The organism is Paenibacillus sp. 8b26, from assembly GCF_050626875.1.
GTDB lineage: Bacteria > Bacillota > Bacilli > Paenibacillales > Paenibacillaceae > Paenibacillus.
In genome coordinates this window covers 2805001-2820221 of sequence record NZ_CP192445.1, presented here as the reverse complement: position 1 = coordinate 2820221, position 15221 = coordinate 2805001, and the positions used below count along the sequence as shown (strand labels likewise).

The window sequence follows — 15221 nt, the reverse complement described above, 5'->3', positions numbered from 1 at the left end:
AAAATTCATGGGAAAGCTTGAAGGTAAGGTTGCAGTCATCACGGGGGGCGCTACCGGCATCGGCCGCGCCGCAGCAAAGCGATTCATCGAGGAGGGCGCCTTCGTCTTCATCTTCGGCCGCAGGCAGGAAGCGCTCGACGCCGCTGTGGCCGACCTTGGGCCCAATGCCCGCGCGGTGAAGGGCTCGGTCTCTGATCTGGCCGACCTCGACCGACTCTACGCGGCGGTGAAGTCCGAGCGCGGAACTCTCGACATCGTCTTCGCCAATGCCGGGGCGGGAAGCCAGCTTCCGCTCGGCGAGATCACCGCTGAGCACATTGACGAAATCTTTGACACCAATGTGAAGGGTTCGATCCTCACGGTCCAGAAGGCGCTACCGCTGATGGGCCAGGGCGGTTCGATCATCCTAACGGGATCGAGCGCTGGCACCACGGGCGCCCCGGCAATGAGCGCCTACAGCGCGAGTAAGGCGGCAGTGCGCAACCTCGCGCGGACCTGGGCGGAGGACCTGAAGGGCACCGGCATCCGGGTAAACGTGCTGTCGCCCGGAGCGACGGCAACCGAGCTCGCGAAGGAATCGCTAGGCGAGGAGGGCCAAAAAGTCTTCGCCTCGATGACTCCGCTCCAGCGCATGGCTGATCCGGCGGAGATTGGGGCGGTGGCCGCCTTTCTCGCATCATCGGACAGCAGCTTCATGACCGCCAGCGAGGTCGCCGTCGACGGCGGTCTAGCGCAAATCTGACACGCTACGCCCGGCCGGTCACTCCATTCGATATTCGGAGCCCGTAGGGCGTGGTAAACCGAAGGAGAAAAATATATGAGCTACGCAATTATTGGCTTCGGCAAGATCGGCCAGGCTCTTGCTAAGGCGTTTGCCCGAAGCGGCATCGAAGTATCCGTTGCAACCACTCGCGACCCGGAAAGCTTTGCATCCGCTGCGGCCGCGATCGGACCAGAGATCATTCCCAAAAAATTGGCGGACGCCGTCAAGGCGGACATCATCTTTTTGGCTGTCCGTTTCGAGTCGCACCCGGATGTCGCGAAGGCGCTCCCCACCTGGCAGGGGAAGACCATCGTCGATGTGACCAATGCCTACGGTGTGCCCCCTGAGGAACTGGGAGGACAGCCTTCTTCCAAGTTCGTCGCGCAGTCCTTCACTGGTGGACGATTGGTCAAGGGCTTCAACCATTTGGTGGCTGCCGTCCTTGACCAAGATCCGGCCGTTCATGGTGGCAGGAGAGTCGTGTTCCTGGCGAGCGACGATGACGGCGCAGCAGCGGAGATTGGTGCGCTTGCGGAAAATCTCGGTTTCGCGCCGATCAAACTTGGCGGGCTTTCGGAAGGCGGACTGCTTGTGCAGGCGCGCGGAAATAGCTGGGGTCAACTGATCTTTAAGGATTTGGTCAAGCTCGACTGATGAATCGTGATCGCAAATTCCGATGCAATCCTGCCTCGTGGACAAAGGGCAGCCACGTTTGATTGAAGCGAGGGCGACGCCGGTAGACAGACGCTTGCCGATCATCTGGCGTGTGCGCGCTTGTGGGTCTGTCTGACGCCCTACTCGGGGAGCTGACGGGCCATGGCACTCCTGCTTGCGCACCTGATCGGGCGTGAGGGTCGGGCTAAGGCGCTGCGCAGCTCACGCCTGGACGGTTTGAACGCCGAGACGATGAAGCTTCGGTCGTGGCCTGCACCCGTCGCGCTTGCGGCTGGCTCGATGGTATGAAATCAAAAAATTCAAGCAGATCGTAGAATCGACGAAAAACCGCAACATACCTAGACCACCTATTACCAACGCATCTACTCCCAATACTGTTGGTGCATCTTTCGGGGTTTTTAAAACAAATTTACCTGCATCCGACTGGAACACCATCCGTGAACAAGTGCGAAATGATGTAATTGGACAAAAGTTGAAAGGCTATGACGACCAAGGAAGAAATGATGGAGATACTGACGAGGAAGATTGAATTTGATATAATGATAATGCAGCACATTGGAGTTGATATTGGATCATGGCTGGCTCCTTAGGGATTCGGCCTGCCCTCGATTCATAATAAAAGCCTGGCTTCTGGTTTACCACATGCTAGCCTTCGGTATTCTTAAGGGATAATGTTACGTAAGCAATACTAACGTTTCAATTTCGCTTGGCTGGGAAGAAATGAGAGGTCGCTGATCAATACCGATTAGAAGAACAGTTAAGATCCATTCTCTTTGATACTGAAAGACATATTAGCTTTCGATGGAATGTCCCAAAAACAAATCTTTTTGTGGTTTTTACAGATCAAGTTATAACTAGGCGTATGCCGAGAAAAGTCGCGTATCGGGAACGCAGGGAAAATCAACGCCTGATCGTGACAGTAAGCTTTCGCTATTTGAGTGGAGTGAAAACATGATGCGAGCCGACGCCAGAAAAAATTACAGTCATCTACTTGCAGTCGCGCGTGACGTCGTCGCCGAGCATGGTGTCGATGCGTCCATGCGAGATATTGCCCGCCGGGCCGACGTCGGGTTGGCCACATTGCTTCGTCATTTCCCGACGCGGGAAGCCTTGTTCGAAGCGTTGCTGCGTACGAATCTGGAGGAACTGACGCAGAAGGCAGGCGAACTCGAAACGTCGAAACCACCTGACGAAGCGCTCGTGTCCTGGGTTCGCGAAGAGGTGGCTTTCGTCCAAAGCTATAGCGGCGTTGTCGCCTTGATGGCGAGCGCCCACGCGGACCCGGACTCCGCGCTTTACGCTACATGCGCAGCGGTGCACTCAGCGGGCGAGCGACTATTGCTCCGAGCTCAGACCGAGGGAACGGCGCGCGCCGATATGAATGGGGACGACTTGTTCGCCCTGATATCGGCGCTCGGCTGGCTTGTCGGCCAACCTTCATTCGCGCCACGGACCGATCATCTCTTCAATGTTATCACGAGTGCCATCTATGCTACCGGAAAATAGCACCCTCCCTGGAGGCCTTAGAGTCTTTCATTGTCGAAATGAAAAGCAAATTTAAACCTGAATAATGTCCTGCAGTTGGGGGCATGCCTCCTTCAGATCGATGCATAAATAAAATCCCGCCAGTACTGGCGGGATTTTATTTTGCTAGGACGAAGCGCCATATTATTATAGCTGAATTGAATCTTTACTTGCGTAATTTTCGGTTGCGTCTGCGATACTTTGTGTTTCGCTTTAAACTTCTTCTTGATTGCATGTTTAAATCGGGTGGACACAGAGGCAGATGCGGCGGCTTCGGATCATTGTTATCGTCTTTAACAGCTTTTGCAAAGAGGATGAATTTCAGGCAACTGCAGGCGAATTCAACCGTTTCTTTCGCACCCTGGAAACCCTTGGACCAAGGAATCCCCTTTCCCCATTCGACTACGTGATTCACCATTTCCATCCATTGTTGTTGCATTTGTATTCCTCCTCATTATGATTTTGTTACAATATTCTTTTGTCAAAATCTTTAAAGACTCCTAACAGAGATGCGAGAATTCTAAATTTTTTGATGAATCATATCGTATCCTTCCTTATAAGCACCTCCGATTCTGTATATTCCAGGATTCCATCGCTACTGTGTCTAACCATTCAGGAGCCTGTTTTTCCCGTTATCTAAATAAAGCGAAAAGTTCAAAGTTTACTCCAAAAATCTCAAAAAATATGAGTACCGCAAAAAATTAGGCAGAACTGGCCAACGTGTTACGCGGGGAGCTCGCAGGCTTGGAGGCTTGATCGAGTCATTTTATGCCTATCGAGTGAACCGGTTGGATTATTTAGCTGCCTCTCGATTCGTCCAAGGCAGGTACGTGCACCTTCCCGGGTTAACCATTGCTCCACCAGGGACAATAGTTACTACAGGGTCTAAATTTTTTCTGGGAGGGATAAGTCCGGCAATCGTTTCGTTGTCTTTTCAAAAAGAAAAGGCCCTCTTCAATTCGAAGAGGGCCTCTTACCAGTATCAAAACGTTTCGTCTATTATCCATTCCTTGCTTACACTAATATATCAGCATTGGAGTACCTTCTATTGGTTTAATTAGTATTATCGATCAGCTGCTTGGCTGCATCTACCGTGGGAAGCTCAATAGAGCGCTTCGTACCAAAGTCTACCCTATAGCCATCCTCCATTCCATACTGCAAAATAGAGTAGCCCTTATGCTCCTCGATCTTCGTATAGGGATCCGGAGTAGCCAGGGAAAAGGAACGTAGCATCAGCAATTTTATCACCGCTGGCCAATTCCACGTCGGCCGTCCCGAGTTGAGACACTTCGTAAATGTTCCCCAGAAATTCAGACTCATCGGTAATTTCGCCTACTTCAGATAAAACGACTTTATCCTTTGGGGGATACTGCTGCAGTGGTTAATACGCGTTGTAGGGGTTTACGTGTTATGCATTTATCTAGGGATGGGAATCGCTGGCGTATGGCTTTCGGTTGCTATTGACTTACTCATGCGTGCCGTTTTCTTGCTGTTGCGTTTCAAACGAATATTTCGGAACCCCCCCTTGGATCAAACAATCACGGTTCGTGATTCATGATTTAACTTGGGATTCCTCGAATTTAACATTTTTATCCAAACGTTTGCGGGTGGTGCCAGCTACGCTGGTACTACCCCTACCAATGGTTTTCGGTGAACCCATTCGCCATTCAGATACACGATATCAAACAGCATGTACGTAGCAGGCACAGCTTCATAAGCCGCTTGAATCCGATCTGTTCGACGAATCAGGTCGCGGCGCATAATGTCATGAAACGAGGGCTTCCCATCGGCTCCCAGTGCGATCATTTCCCCGTCCAGAACTATCGATTCAGCCTGGCAATATGAGGGAAATGGAGCGAGTTCAGGATATAAAAGCGTTCGTTCATGCTGCTTCCGGTTAAACAGACGTGTGCTACCCTGATTGTGATATGTCAAAATTCTCGTGCCATCCCATTTTATTTCGTACCGCCACAGGCCCTCCGTAGGGATTTGTTCACTTTGCACAGGTTCAAACGGGATAACGGGTTTCATTTCCGAACGCAAATACAACACCTCGCCTCGCCTTTTTGGAATAAGGATAGTGTCGACGACAGGCTTCTTTTTATGTGAGGATTTTGCAAAAATCCACAAAGCGACGTGTAATCAGGAATAAATAGATCGAAATGATTTTATTCGTCTATATATTATACCTTGGAGTGACTGGAATCGAATTTTGCAAAATCCTGATGTATGAGATGTTTCGTTGGACCTCAAATCGGGGAATGATAAGGATATCTAATCATCGGCAGAAAGGGGCTCGGTTTCATGAGACAAATTCGTGAGGAGGACCATGCGGTAGTCATGGTGGATGATGGACAGGTGGTTGCGGAAGTAGGCTATAAATCCATAGATGACCATTCCTTGGTCATTGACCATACATTTGTATCCGAAAAGCTACGGGGGCAAAAGATCGGCAAGGAGCTGATTGACAAAGTCGTGCAAATGGCGAGGGATCAGCATAAAAAGGTCGTTCCCGCTTGCTCGTACGCACTGGCCCTGTTCAAGCGTCATCAAGAATATAGTGACGTCTGGCAGCAGTAAACAAGGGGAACGCTCGCGCCACAAGTGCATAAACACCACAACATCGGGATAGGTATTCAGGCCTCCCCGGTGTTTTTTTGCGTGTATAAAGCCCCTGAAATGGCCGTATTCTATTATTGATATGTTAAGAAAATGGTTATTCTAAGATGCTAAAGCACATTTTTAAATTGTCGGCTGTGAAATTGTTCATACTGTTGTCACTTCACAGGCCGTCCTCAGGTTCTATATAATATAGTATGGTTATTATCACAACCGAAAACGAAAAGTTTGAATTTAAACGAAGGAGACGCTCATTATGAATAAAGCGAGTGAGGACAAGCAGTACGTTCCAACGAGCAAACGTAATTTCACAGCCTTGATTATCACCGTTTCCATCATAGCCAACGTGATTATTTTGCTGCTGTTTTTTTCGCCGATTGGATACCAAGGTAGTGTTAGCTTCGATATCACCATTTTCCCGAGGTTGAATGCGATTTTTAACAGTTTCACGTTTATTTTTCTGGTGGCGGCGTTGGTTGCCATTATCAAGAAGAACGTCAAAGTGCATAAAACATTTGTTTTACTGGCCTTCGCCAGCACTGTTTTATTTTTGTTTTCCTACCTGACCTTCCACTATATTTCGCCGGACACTGCAAAATTTGGCGGGGTGGGTATTATTCGGCCGATTTACTTTACGTTGCTGATTTCACACAGCATACTGGCTGCCATTATCGTACCACTAGCCCTGTTCACAGTTGTGTGGGGATGGACGATGCAGGTGGCGAAACATCGTAAAATTGCACGCTGGACCATGCCGATCTGGTTGTATGTCAGCTTGACCGGGGTACTCGTGTACGTATTCATGGCCCCGTATTATTAAATAGACTTGAACCTTCAATAGGTTCAATGATCAAAAAGACGTCTCTGCTAACGGAGGCGTCTTTTTGATGCCTAATAAAAGAAAAATTATTCCTTCTAAATTTATTTTATTGAAAAAACGTTCCTTCTCTAACGGTATTTCTGCTATAATTTGCCTTAATCAACTAAGAATAAGGGGGTCACCATGTGACGAAGAAAGCGAAAGGCAGGTTACGGTTGCTTGTTTCCATGCTCGCGCTGGTTGTGCTGCTAAGCAGTTGCGGCGGCGGAGGCTCAAACCCGAACAACGTAAACGGAGGAAAAGTGACACTGCAATTTTGGACCATTGCGCTACAGCCTACATTCACCCCGTATTTCAATCGGGTGATTGCCGATTATGAGGAGAAGAATCCCAATGTCAAAATTGACTGGAAGGATTACCCTTATGACGCAGTGACCAACAAGCTGTTGACGAGTATCGCCAGCGGCAGCAGTCCGGATGTGGTAAATCTCAATACGGAATTTGCCAGCCAAATGGGCTCCAAGGGTGCTGTTGTGGATATGAATGAGCATCTGTCTCCGGAGGAAAAGGCTGCTTATTTCGACGGTATTTATAATTCTACAGTTATTAACGGCAAGGCTTATGCACTACCTTGGTATACCGGCACGGAAGTGCTCTATATGAATACGAAGCTGGTGAAGGAAGCCGGATTAGACCCTGCCCATCCGCCCAAAACGCGGGCGGAACTGTCTGAGTGGGGCCGCCAGATCAATAGAAAAATTGGCAAAGCAGGCTATGCGCAGCAGCTTGTATCCAAGCTTTTTGCCATAGACGGGATTCCGATTTTGAATAAAGAAAAGACAGCAGCGGCGTTCAATACACCAGAAGCGGTCACCATGATTGATAATCTTAAAAAGCAGATGGAAGATGGTGTCGTGCTCAAAGAGGACGCTGATTTTTCACAGCAAGTGAAATATTATGCGGGTGAACAGGTTGCTTTCGAGCTGGCAGGCCCGACGTTCATCAACTTTATCAAAACGGCTGCGCCGGACGTATACAAGAACACCATCGCCGTTCCTGTACCTACAGGTAAAGCCGATGTACGGTTATCCAACTCCATGGATCTGGTCGTACCGACCAAGTCTGCACATGTGAATGAAGCGGTGAAGTTTGCTGTTTTCCTGACAAATGCAGAGAGCCAGACGGCTTTTTCCAAAGCGGCCAATACGTTGCCTTCCACGAAGGATTCCATTAAAGACCCGTACTTCACACAGTCTGATCAATCACTGGAAGCACAAGCCAAAGTGGTATCCGCGCAAAGTTTGGATAAGGCGACAGACTACATGGTCGGTGTGCCTAATGCCAAGGACGTGAACAGCGCTGTCACGCGTGCTTTTCAAAATATTTTATTGAACGGAACGGACACGAAACAGACGCTTACTACCTTGGAGCAGGAAGTGAATGATATTTTAAAGCAATAGGTACAGCAGGGGAGTCATATCAAGACTCTCCTGTTCATTTATCAAAATCGGGTGGTGATGCAGCATGATCAAATGGTTGAGGTCGGAATCCTTTACGGCCTGGGCCTTTATGACGCCGGGACTGTTATTGCTTGCCGTCTTTGTATTTTGGCCTATTATTTACAGCATTCCGCTGGCATTGACGGATTACTCCGTCATATCGGATACCCATTATGTCGGTCTGGATAATTTCGAGGCAGCGTTTAAGGACCGCAATTTTCTCATTTCAATCTGGAACTCATTAGTGTACGTGCTCATTGTTCCCTTTCTCCAAATTTTCTCCATCCTGATGGCCGTGCTGGTGAACAGCCGTATACCCGGAATTAAAATATTTCGTACGACCTACTACATTCCTGTTGTAACTTCGATGGTAGCCGTGGCCTTGATTTGGAGCTGGTTGCTTGGCAATAACAGCGTTGTAAATTATTTGCTCATGCAGGCAGGCTTGATCAGTAAGGACATTCACTGGCTGTCAGACAGTTCTTTGGCCTTGTATGTACTCATGTTCATCACGATGTGGAAGGGACTCGGGTATTATATGATGCTCTATCTGGCCGGTTTGCAGAACATTCCACAAGACCTTTACGAAGCCGCCAGAGTGGATGGAGCAAGCCGCTGGCGGCTGATCGTCCATATTACCCTCCCGTTATTAAGACCCTACATTCTGTTCTGCACTCTCATATCGCTCATGGCGGCTATTCGTGTGTTCGATGAGGTGTATGTACTGACCAAGGGCGGGCCGGGAACAGCCACGCTGACCTCCAGTTTGTATATTTTCCAAAAAGGGATGGAGCAGTTTAACTTTGGTTATGCTTCGGCGCTTGGTTTAATTGTCGGCGCAGTGATTGGGGTGCTCAGTATTATCGTATTCCGATTCAATAGGAAAGGCGGTGTCAATCCCTATTGATGAATCTACAGGATGACAAAATGCTACAGTCGCCCCTTCCGAGAAATGAAAATAGCCGCATCATGCGCAACCTGGGGCGAGTTGTAAGGATGACGGTGATCTATGTACTGCTGGTGCTGCTCGCTCTCTTTTTAATGGGACCGTTCCTATGGCTGCTCAGCGTATCGCTCATGCCGGGCCGCAACATTTTCTCCACGCCGCCCGCCATTTTCCCGACCTTTATTGATTTTGATAATTATGTTCAGGTGTGGCAGTTTATGAACTTTCCGAAGTATATGCTGAACACGGTGATCATTACGGCGCTTGGCGTTATTTTCAATGTGGTGCTCGCCAGTCTGACGGGATATCCCTTGGCTGTATTTCGTTTTAAGGGTAAAAATCTGGTGTTCACGCTGCTGATTGCCACCATGATTATTCCTTCATATACGTCGTTCATCGTACATTACCTGACCATTCAGGGGCTTCATCTGGGCAATACGTATTTGGGTGTGGTGCTGCCTGGAGCTGTCTCTGTGTTCAACATTTTTCTGATGCGGCAGACGTTTATCCATATTCCTACCGATGTGCGTGATTCCGGTAAAATGGACGGCGCTTCGGAGTTCCGAATTTGGTGGCAGCTGGTGCTACCGCTGGTGAAGCCAGCGCTCGCCGTCATTTCTTTGCTGGAGGCTATGTCGTTCTGGAACAGTTTCCTGTGGCCTATCGTTATTCTGAACGACACGGAGTTATACCCGCTGGCGGCTGCGCTGACGTATCTCAATGGTCAATTTGCCTATAACTTTGGCTGGATTGCAGCGGGCACGATGATTTCGGTACTGCCGATCATTATCTTGTTCCTGTTCACACAGCGCTACTATATAGAAGGCTTGGCGGGTGCAGTAAAAGGATAGACCGGAAATATTGGATACGGACAATCCGTGAATGGAAGGGGAGACGGTTACGATGGAGCTGGCGAAAGGAACGCGGCCCAATTCCCGTGTGGGGCTAACAACGCAGGAGATTCAATATTATTTTCGTGATGTGTATGACAGCGGAGAAAAGCTGGTTATACCCGAACCGCGTTTGATTTGCGAGCTGTCCTCCCGCTTCGGGATGAATCAGGAATATGAAGGCGTTTTGGACCCTGACGGGCCGATCAAGCTGATCTTGCCTCCGGGACCGGGTGTACCGACCGAAACACGGGGAAGCGTGCAACTGGTACTGGAGTACGATGGAGCGCTCGTTGCAGACGGGTACCGTTTGGAGATTCACAAAGAAGGTCGAATTGAAATCTATGCTGCTAATAAAAGAGGGCTCAAATACGGCATGGATGCCCTGCATTTGCTGCTTCAAGTCGAACAAGAGCGATGTACACTTCCTGTAGTGTCCATTCGTGATGAGCCTTCTTTTCCGGTCAGAGGGATTATTGAAGGCTTTTACGGAGAACCATGGAGCTTGGCGGATCGGCTGGATGCCGTCCGTTTTATGGCTGCGCATCGGATGAACACCTTCATGTATGCTCCCAAGGATGATCCGTATCATCGTGAATTATGGCGAGATCCGTACCCGGAAGACACGTTTGCGCAGATTAGCGATTTAAAGGAAACCTGCGATCAGCATGAGGTGGATTTTCATTACTGCATCAGTCCGGGGAACGACCTGAGCTTTGGCAGCGATGAAGATTTCCTCAGTTTGACGGAAAAGCTGGCGGCTGTGATTGCCATTGGCGTGCGTCATTTTTCCATATTAATGGATGATATTGATTATGTGCTAAAAGGAGAAAATCGACATTTGCTGGGCCGCTCGGGCCACGCTCATGTCTTTTTGACGAACAAGGTGCATACATGGCTGACAGAGCGGCTACCTGAATTTACGCTGACAGTCTGTCCTTCGGAATATTGGTCGTATTGGGATACCGAATACAAAAAGGATTTCCGTGAGCGGCTGCACCCGGAGATTAAGGTGTTCTGGACCGGATATTTTGTGTTTGCTCCGCATATCGGTCGGAAGCACGCTGCCGATAATCATGCGTTCTTTGGGCATGAACTGTGGCTGTGGGATAACATTCCGGTGAATGATTGTGACCGTGACCGCTTATTCCTCGATCCACTGCGCGGGCGGTATTCCGGGCTTCCAGACTGCGGACATACCGGTATGGTAGCCAACCCGATGAATCAGTGGGAATGCTCCAAAGTGACGCTCATTACGATGTCCCACTATATGTGGAACAGTGAGCGGTACATGCCGCAACTCTCTTGGGATTGGGCTGTGCGGGAGTTAGCGGGAGCGCGCGCCGAGGAACTGATGTTTTTCTGCCGTCAAAACAGGAACAGCCGACTGGGTGGCAGCACGTATGAGGACGTGGACCTTGCTCTGCAATTGCGTGATATCCCGGCGCTGGATATATACTTTGAGCGGCTGCTCCAGGTCGTGAGCGTCCTGCGGCAAGTACCGGCCGATGACCTGGCGGCAGGCTTCGTAGCACAAGCCACGCCGTGGCTTGAACGCGCCGAGCTGGACGCTGCTCTGTGGCGTACGCTGCGCCGAGCTGTGGTCAGCAGCGAGCGACCGAGCGGTGCGCAGACAGAGGAGAGCATTACGCCGCCGGAAGTGGGTGGTGGGCAAGAGCCTGTGCCACTGGCGGACGAAGTCGTGGTGGAACTCCGGCGCTGTATCGCTGCCTGTCTGGAGACAGAGGCTCGGCTCGGCAGTGATCCGGCGATCCGCGCAGCCGAGCGGTGGGGCTACGTCGGTCAGGATGAACAAGGCAAGTATCGACTGATTCTGTGAGCATTTTGCCGATGGATTAAGAAACCAAGGCAGCATAGCTGCTCTGAAAATAACCATTTGCCGTTAGGATAACGGTAATTCTCAGGAGAGGTGGATGCGTGTGGTGAAGCCAAACACCCGTGTGCTTTTTGTGCCGCTGGATGAGCGGCCCTGTAATTATGAATTTCCTTATTTACTGGCGCAGGGCACAGATTTGGAAATCGAGCGTCCCCCGATGGAATGGATGGGACAAAAGAAAACCCCCGGTGATACGACCCAACTGTGGGCTTGGCTAGAAGAGCGTGCGGCGAGAGCCGATGGAGCCATTATTGCGATGGATACGCTGCTGTACGGCGGAATCGTTCCATCTCGTCTGCATGGAATGACAAGTGAGCAGGTCGGTGACAAGGTGAATCGACTTCGCAGGCTCAAGCAGCTTTATCCGCAGATGACCTTATATGCTTTTCAACTCATTATGCGCTGTCCGCAATATTCTTTGGCTGACGAAGAACCGGATTACTACGCCGATTGGGGACGCGAGATATTCAGGAAGGGATTTATTGAGCATCGTCAGGAACTGGGAATTGCTATCGCAGAGGAGCTTCTTGAATTATCTGATATCAACGAACGTCTGCCTGTAGAGATACTGGAGGATTATTTGGGCCGTCGCCGTGTGAATCTGGAAGCCAATGAAGCCGCACTGGAGCTGGTAGCAGAGGGTGTCATTGATTTTATGATCATCCCGCAAGATGATTCTGCCCCCTACGGCTATACCGCCAAGGATCAGCAGCGGCTAAGAAATCGTATTTCTAATCTTGGAGTGGATTTGAGCGTGTACATGTACCCGGGGGCAGACGAAGTCGGCTGTACGCTGCTGGCGCGGTGGGTTAACCAGTCAAAGAATGCTGTGCCACTTGTCTATCCAAGGCTGTCCGCTTTGCAGGGAGCATTCGTGATTCCGCTTTTTGAGGATCGTTATTTTTATGAAACGTTAAAATACCAGATTATGGCGGCAGGCGGATTGATCGCTTCTTCAGCGGCAGAAGCTGATTTGATTTTGTTGGCTAACACGCCCGGAGACACGATGGCAGAAGCATCATCTCAACAGCGTGCAATGGCCGGATATGATGTATACCGAAACGTGGTGGAGCTGGTCGAATACGGCGCCCATATGCTGCGACATACAGGTAAAAACATTGCAGTGGCTGATGTAGGCTATGCCAACGGAGCTGATCTTAAGCTGCTTAGACTTTTGAAGCAAAAAGGGCTTCTTTTTGAGCTGGCAGGTTATGCAGGCTGGAACACCAGCTCCAATACGCTGGGAACCGTCATTGCCCAGTCCATGCTGTATAGCCACTACGGGCCTACAACAGAGCATCTGGATTTTCTGGCGTTGCGTTACGCTGAAGATGCATGTTATTGCGCTGTGGTGCGTACCGCCATGAATAATGGAATTGTGGAACAAATGGGCTTCAGCAAGTTTATGCTCGATGGACAGAGAGGTTCGGTTGCTGCGGTCATTCGCGGACGACTGGAGCAGGCGCTCGACGAATATGTAAACGGGCCGGAGGGCCACGTGGAAATTACAGATTGCTATATGCCGTGGAACCGCACCTTTGAAGTCGGATTGACCGTACGGCATCATGTCGAAGAGAGAGGGTGATCCCAATGGGAATGGAAGCTGTATTATCAAAAGTTCAGCACGGCCTGATCGTATCCTGTCAGGCGTTACCCGATGAACCGCTGCACGGATCGGATTCCATGGTCAAAATGGCACGCGCCGCTCAGCAGGGCGGAGCCGTGGCCATTCGCGCCAATGGCGCAGCAGATGTGCGTGCGATCAAACAGGCGCTTTCCCTGCCAGTCATCGGTCTGATCAAGCGGGATTATAATGATTCCGATATTTACATTACGCCTACCCTCCGAGAGATGGAGGAACTGGTGACCGCGGGCGCGGATATCATCGCCCTGGATGCTACATCACGTCCGCGCCCGGGGGGATGCAAGCTGAAGCAGCTCATAGATTACGCCCATGGCCATGGAGTGGCTTCTATGGCGGATATATCCACACTGGAGGAGGCGCTTCATGCCGCTTCCCTCGGTATAAGCTGCGTATCCACAACGTTATCTGGTTATACGCCCTACTCTGCTCAGATCGATGGACCCGATCTGGAGTTGGTTCGGAGAGCGTCGGAGCTGGTTCCCGTGCCTTTAATTGCGGAGGGCAAAATCCATGAGCCTGCGCAGGTGGAGGAAGCATTCCGGCTGGGAGCATATGCAGTGGTTGTAGGCTCGGCGATTACCAGACCCCAATTGATTACGCAGCGGTTTGCCGATGCAGCAAGGAAGGCAGTGGAATGCATCTATGGAGATGAACGACCGAATTAATACGTACTTTCCTTCATTAACCAAATCGGAGCAAAAGGTCGCTTTGTGCGTACTGGAGCGCCCGGCAGATATCATATATTTCTCCGTGACGGAGTTAGCTGATTTTGCAGGTACAGGTGAGACGACCGTCATGCGCTTTTGCCGGAAAATCGGTTTTAAAGGTTATCAGGATTTCCGACTGTCCCTGGCGCAAAACCAGACTTATCGCAAAACCGATACGGGTGGAGAAAACACCGACCCGGACAACGAGCATGATATTACCCGCACGGTGTATCACAACATGCTCGATATTTTGCACTCCAGTATGGGACTGCTGGACCGTTCAGAGCTTGGACGTGCGATAACGTGTCTCGACCAGGCGGGCTATGTTCAATTTTTTGGTGTAGGTGCTTCGGGGATTTCTGCGCAGGATGCCAAAAACCGCTTCTTACGAATCGGGCGGCGCGCCGAAGCCGTGGCAGACGGACATATCCAGTCGATGATGGCGGTGTCCATGAAGCCCGGAGATGTGGCTATTGGTATCAGTGTATCGGGAAGTACGCTGGATACGAACGACATGCTGCACAAAGCCAAGCAAAACGGCGCGACCATTATCGCGATCACCAATTATGCAAAATCGCCCATCACCTCCATTGCGGATATCGTGCTGCTCACCGCAGGTAAGGAAGCTCCGATGGAGGGCGGTTCGATTGGAGTCAAAATCTCGCAGCTATTTGTCATTGACCTCCTCTGCGAAGGGCTTGCTCGTAAGCACACGAGTCATACCAAAGTGATGAAGGAAAAAACAGCGAGAGCGGTCATTGAACGAAGCTATTGAGATTTTAAAGCGGAGAACTGGTCTATTAGGCTGTGTCCTATCGTTAGTTATTGTTGGGTATATGACTTGCTATTATAGAAGCTTTACGTAAAAGAGTGTGTTTGTAGATATCGTTTGGCAACAAGGAGGACGCTGTAGTGGCAGATGCTGTGAACAGAGTCATAGGGATCGATATTGGAGGTACATCGGTGAAGGCAGCCGTAGTGGCACGGGATGGTGCGGTGCTGGATGAAATCCGGCTGGATACGGGTGCTTCTCGCGGGCGTGATTGGGTACTCTTACGGGTATCCGAAGCTGTGGAAGGACTGAAACGCTCCTTGAGAGACATCAGCACCATTGGCAATAACGACATCGGCGCTCTAGGGATTGCTACGGCTGGCAGAGTAAACGTGAAGAGCGGTGAAGTCGTGTATGCCACGGATAATCTCCCCGGCTGGCAAGGTACACACTTGGTAACATGG

16 protein-coding genes (1 of these 16 running past the window's edge) are annotated in these 15221 nt (G+C 50.3%); 13 read left to right on the top strand and 3 right to left on the bottom strand.

The genetic code is table 11. The annotated features are described in order from the left end of the window. Positions 1 to 7 precede the first annotated feature (7 nt). The 3 genes from ACQ4MX_RS13035 (at position 8) to ACQ4MX_RS13025 (ending at position 2944) form a co-directional block, all read left to right on the top strand. Positions 8 to 742 (top strand): SDR family NAD(P)-dependent oxidoreductase, encoded by a 735-nt coding sequence (locus tag ACQ4MX_RS13035; protein ID WP_014277674.1) that lies wholly within the window; start codon positions 8 to 10, stop codon positions 740 to 742. Positions 743 to 817: 75 nt separating this feature from the next. Beyond that, entirely contained in the window at positions 818 to 1417 is a 600-nt protein-coding gene (locus ACQ4MX_RS13030) for an NADPH-dependent F420 reductase (protein WP_431091005.1), read from the top strand. A 972-nt stretch (positions 1418 to 2389) separates the two neighbouring features. After that, positions 2390 to 2944 carry a TetR/AcrR family transcriptional regulator gene (locus ACQ4MX_RS13025; protein ID WP_431091004.1) on the top strand — a complete coding sequence of 185 codons (555 nt, stop codon included), beginning with the start codon at positions 2390 to 2392 and terminating at the stop codon, positions 2942 to 2944. 184 nt (positions 2945 to 3128) lie between these two features. Here ACQ4MX_RS13025 and ACQ4MX_RS13020 read toward each other — a convergent pair whose 3' ends face one another. The 3 genes from ACQ4MX_RS13020 to ACQ4MX_RS13010 all read right to left on the bottom strand — a co-directional run bounded on the left by ACQ4MX_RS13020 (position 3129) and on the right by ACQ4MX_RS13010 (position 5011). Then, positions 3129 to 3401 (bottom strand): hypothetical protein, encoded by a 273-nt coding sequence (locus ACQ4MX_RS13020; protein WP_431091003.1) that lies wholly within the window; start codon positions 3399 to 3401, stop codon positions 3129 to 3131. A gap of 614 nt (positions 3402 to 4015) precedes the next feature. Next, positions 4016 to 4282, bottom strand: a complete 267-nt coding sequence (locus ACQ4MX_RS13015) for a hypothetical protein (protein ID WP_431091002.1) — start codon at positions 4280 to 4282, stop codon at positions 4016 to 4018. A gap of 297 nt (positions 4283 to 4579) precedes the next feature. Beyond that, on the bottom strand, positions 4580 to 5011 hold the full coding sequence (locus tag ACQ4MX_RS13010) for a hypothetical protein (protein ID WP_431091001.1): 432 nt from the start codon (positions 5009 to 5011) through the stop codon (positions 4580 to 4582). 255 nt (positions 5012 to 5266) lie between these two features. Here ACQ4MX_RS13010 and ACQ4MX_RS13005 point away from each other — a divergent pair, with 255 nt between their 5' ends. The 10 genes from ACQ4MX_RS13005 to ACQ4MX_RS12960 form a co-directional block, all read left to right on the top strand. Next, positions 5267 to 5542, top strand: a complete 276-nt coding sequence (locus tag ACQ4MX_RS13005; RefSeq protein WP_134911509.1) for a GNAT family N-acetyltransferase — start codon at positions 5267 to 5269, stop codon at positions 5540 to 5542. Between the two features lie 295 nt (positions 5543 to 5837). Then, positions 5838 to 6401 (top strand): DUF420 domain-containing protein, encoded by a 564-nt coding sequence (locus ACQ4MX_RS13000; RefSeq protein ID WP_044646496.1) that lies wholly within the window; start codon positions 5838 to 5840, stop codon positions 6399 to 6401. Positions 6402 to 6586: 185 nt separating this feature from the next. Next, positions 6587 to 7861 (top strand): ABC transporter substrate-binding protein, encoded by a 1275-nt coding sequence (locus ACQ4MX_RS12995; RefSeq protein WP_431090999.1) that lies wholly within the window; start codon positions 6587 to 6589, stop codon positions 7859 to 7861. A 64-nt stretch (positions 7862 to 7925) separates the two neighbouring features. Continuing rightward, positions 7926 to 8807: a carbohydrate ABC transporter permease gene (locus ACQ4MX_RS12990; RefSeq protein WP_431090998.1), complete on the top strand. Its 882-nt coding sequence runs from the start codon at positions 7926 to 7928 to the stop codon at positions 8805 to 8807. Then, entirely contained in the window at positions 8807 to 9697 is an 891-nt protein-coding gene (locus ACQ4MX_RS12985; protein ID WP_431091322.1) for a carbohydrate ABC transporter permease, read from the top strand. Before ACQ4MX_RS12990 ends, ACQ4MX_RS12985 begins: the two co-directional genes overlap by 1 nt. A gap of 52 nt (positions 9698 to 9749) precedes the next feature. After that, complete coding sequence (locus tag ACQ4MX_RS12980; RefSeq protein WP_431090997.1) at positions 9750 to 11576, top strand: beta-N-acetylglucosaminidase domain-containing protein; 1827 nt, start codon at positions 9750 to 9752, stop codon at positions 11574 to 11576. A 100-nt stretch (positions 11577 to 11676) separates the two neighbouring features. After that, the gene (locus tag ACQ4MX_RS12975) at positions 11677 to 13218 is read left to right on the top strand and encodes a DUF4127 family protein (RefSeq protein WP_431090996.1); all 1542 of its coding nucleotides are present in this window, start codon (positions 11677 to 11679) and stop codon (positions 13216 to 13218) included. Positions 13219 to 13223: 5 nt separating this feature from the next. Beyond that, positions 13224 to 13943 (top strand): N-acetylmannosamine-6-phosphate 2-epimerase, encoded by a 720-nt coding sequence (locus ACQ4MX_RS12970; RefSeq protein WP_431090995.1) that lies wholly within the window; start codon positions 13224 to 13226, stop codon positions 13941 to 13943. Beyond that, complete coding sequence (locus tag ACQ4MX_RS12965; protein ID WP_431091321.1) at positions 13921 to 14760, top strand: MurR/RpiR family transcriptional regulator; 840 nt, start codon at positions 13921 to 13923, stop codon at positions 14758 to 14760. The genes ACQ4MX_RS12970 and ACQ4MX_RS12965 overlap by 23 nt, the downstream gene beginning before the upstream one ends. A gap of 137 nt (positions 14761 to 14897) precedes the next feature. Continuing rightward, a protein-coding gene (locus tag ACQ4MX_RS12960; RefSeq protein WP_431090993.1) for an ROK family protein crosses the window boundary here: on the top strand, positions 14898 to 15221 show its 5' portion. The gene runs 612 nt beyond the window's last position; the window shows 324 of its 936 coding nt (coding positions 1-324); it begins with the start codon at positions 14898 to 14900; the stop codon falls past the right edge of the window.

Bases quoted from the DNA above. Each gene is read 5' to 3' on its own strand.
- ACQ4MX_RS13035 (WP_014277674.1), top strand. From the start codon at position 8: ATGGGAAAGCTTGAAGGTAAGGTTGCAGTCATCACGGGGGGCGCTACC.
- ACQ4MX_RS13030 (WP_431091005.1), top strand. From the start codon at position 818: ATGAGCTACGCAATTATTGGCTTCGGCAAGATCGGCCAGGCTCTTGCT.
- ACQ4MX_RS13025 (WP_431091004.1), top strand. From the start codon at position 2,390: ATGATGCGAGCCGACGCCAGAAAAAATTACAGTCATCTACTTGCAGTC.
- ACQ4MX_RS13020 (WP_431091003.1), bottom strand. From the start codon at position 3,401: ATGCAACAACAATGGATGGAAATGGTGAATCACGTAGTCGAATGGGGA.
- ACQ4MX_RS13015 (WP_431091002.1), bottom strand. From the start codon at position 4,282: ATGAGTCTGAATTTCTGGGGAACATTTACGAAGTGTCTCAACTCGGGA.
- ACQ4MX_RS13005 (WP_134911509.1), top strand. From the start codon at position 5,267: ATGAGACAAATTCGTGAGGAGGACCATGCGGTAGTCATGGTGGATGAT.
- ACQ4MX_RS13000 (WP_044646496.1), top strand. From the start codon at position 5,838: ATGAATAAAGCGAGTGAGGACAAGCAGTACGTTCCAACGAGCAAACGT.
- ACQ4MX_RS12990 (WP_431090998.1), top strand. From the start codon at position 7,926: ATGATCAAATGGTTGAGGTCGGAATCCTTTACGGCCTGGGCCTTTATG.
- ACQ4MX_RS12985 (WP_431091322.1), top strand. From the start codon at position 8,807: ATGAATCTACAGGATGACAAAATGCTACAGTCGCCCCTTCCGAGAAAT.
- ACQ4MX_RS12980 (WP_431090997.1), top strand. From the start codon at position 9,750: ATGGAGCTGGCGAAAGGAACGCGGCCCAATTCCCGTGTGGGGCTAACA.
- ACQ4MX_RS12970 (WP_431090995.1), top strand. From the start codon at position 13,224: ATGGGAATGGAAGCTGTATTATCAAAAGTTCAGCACGGCCTGATCGTA.
- ACQ4MX_RS12965 (WP_431091321.1), top strand. From the start codon at position 13,921: ATGGAGATGAACGACCGAATTAATACGTACTTTCCTTCATTAACCAAA.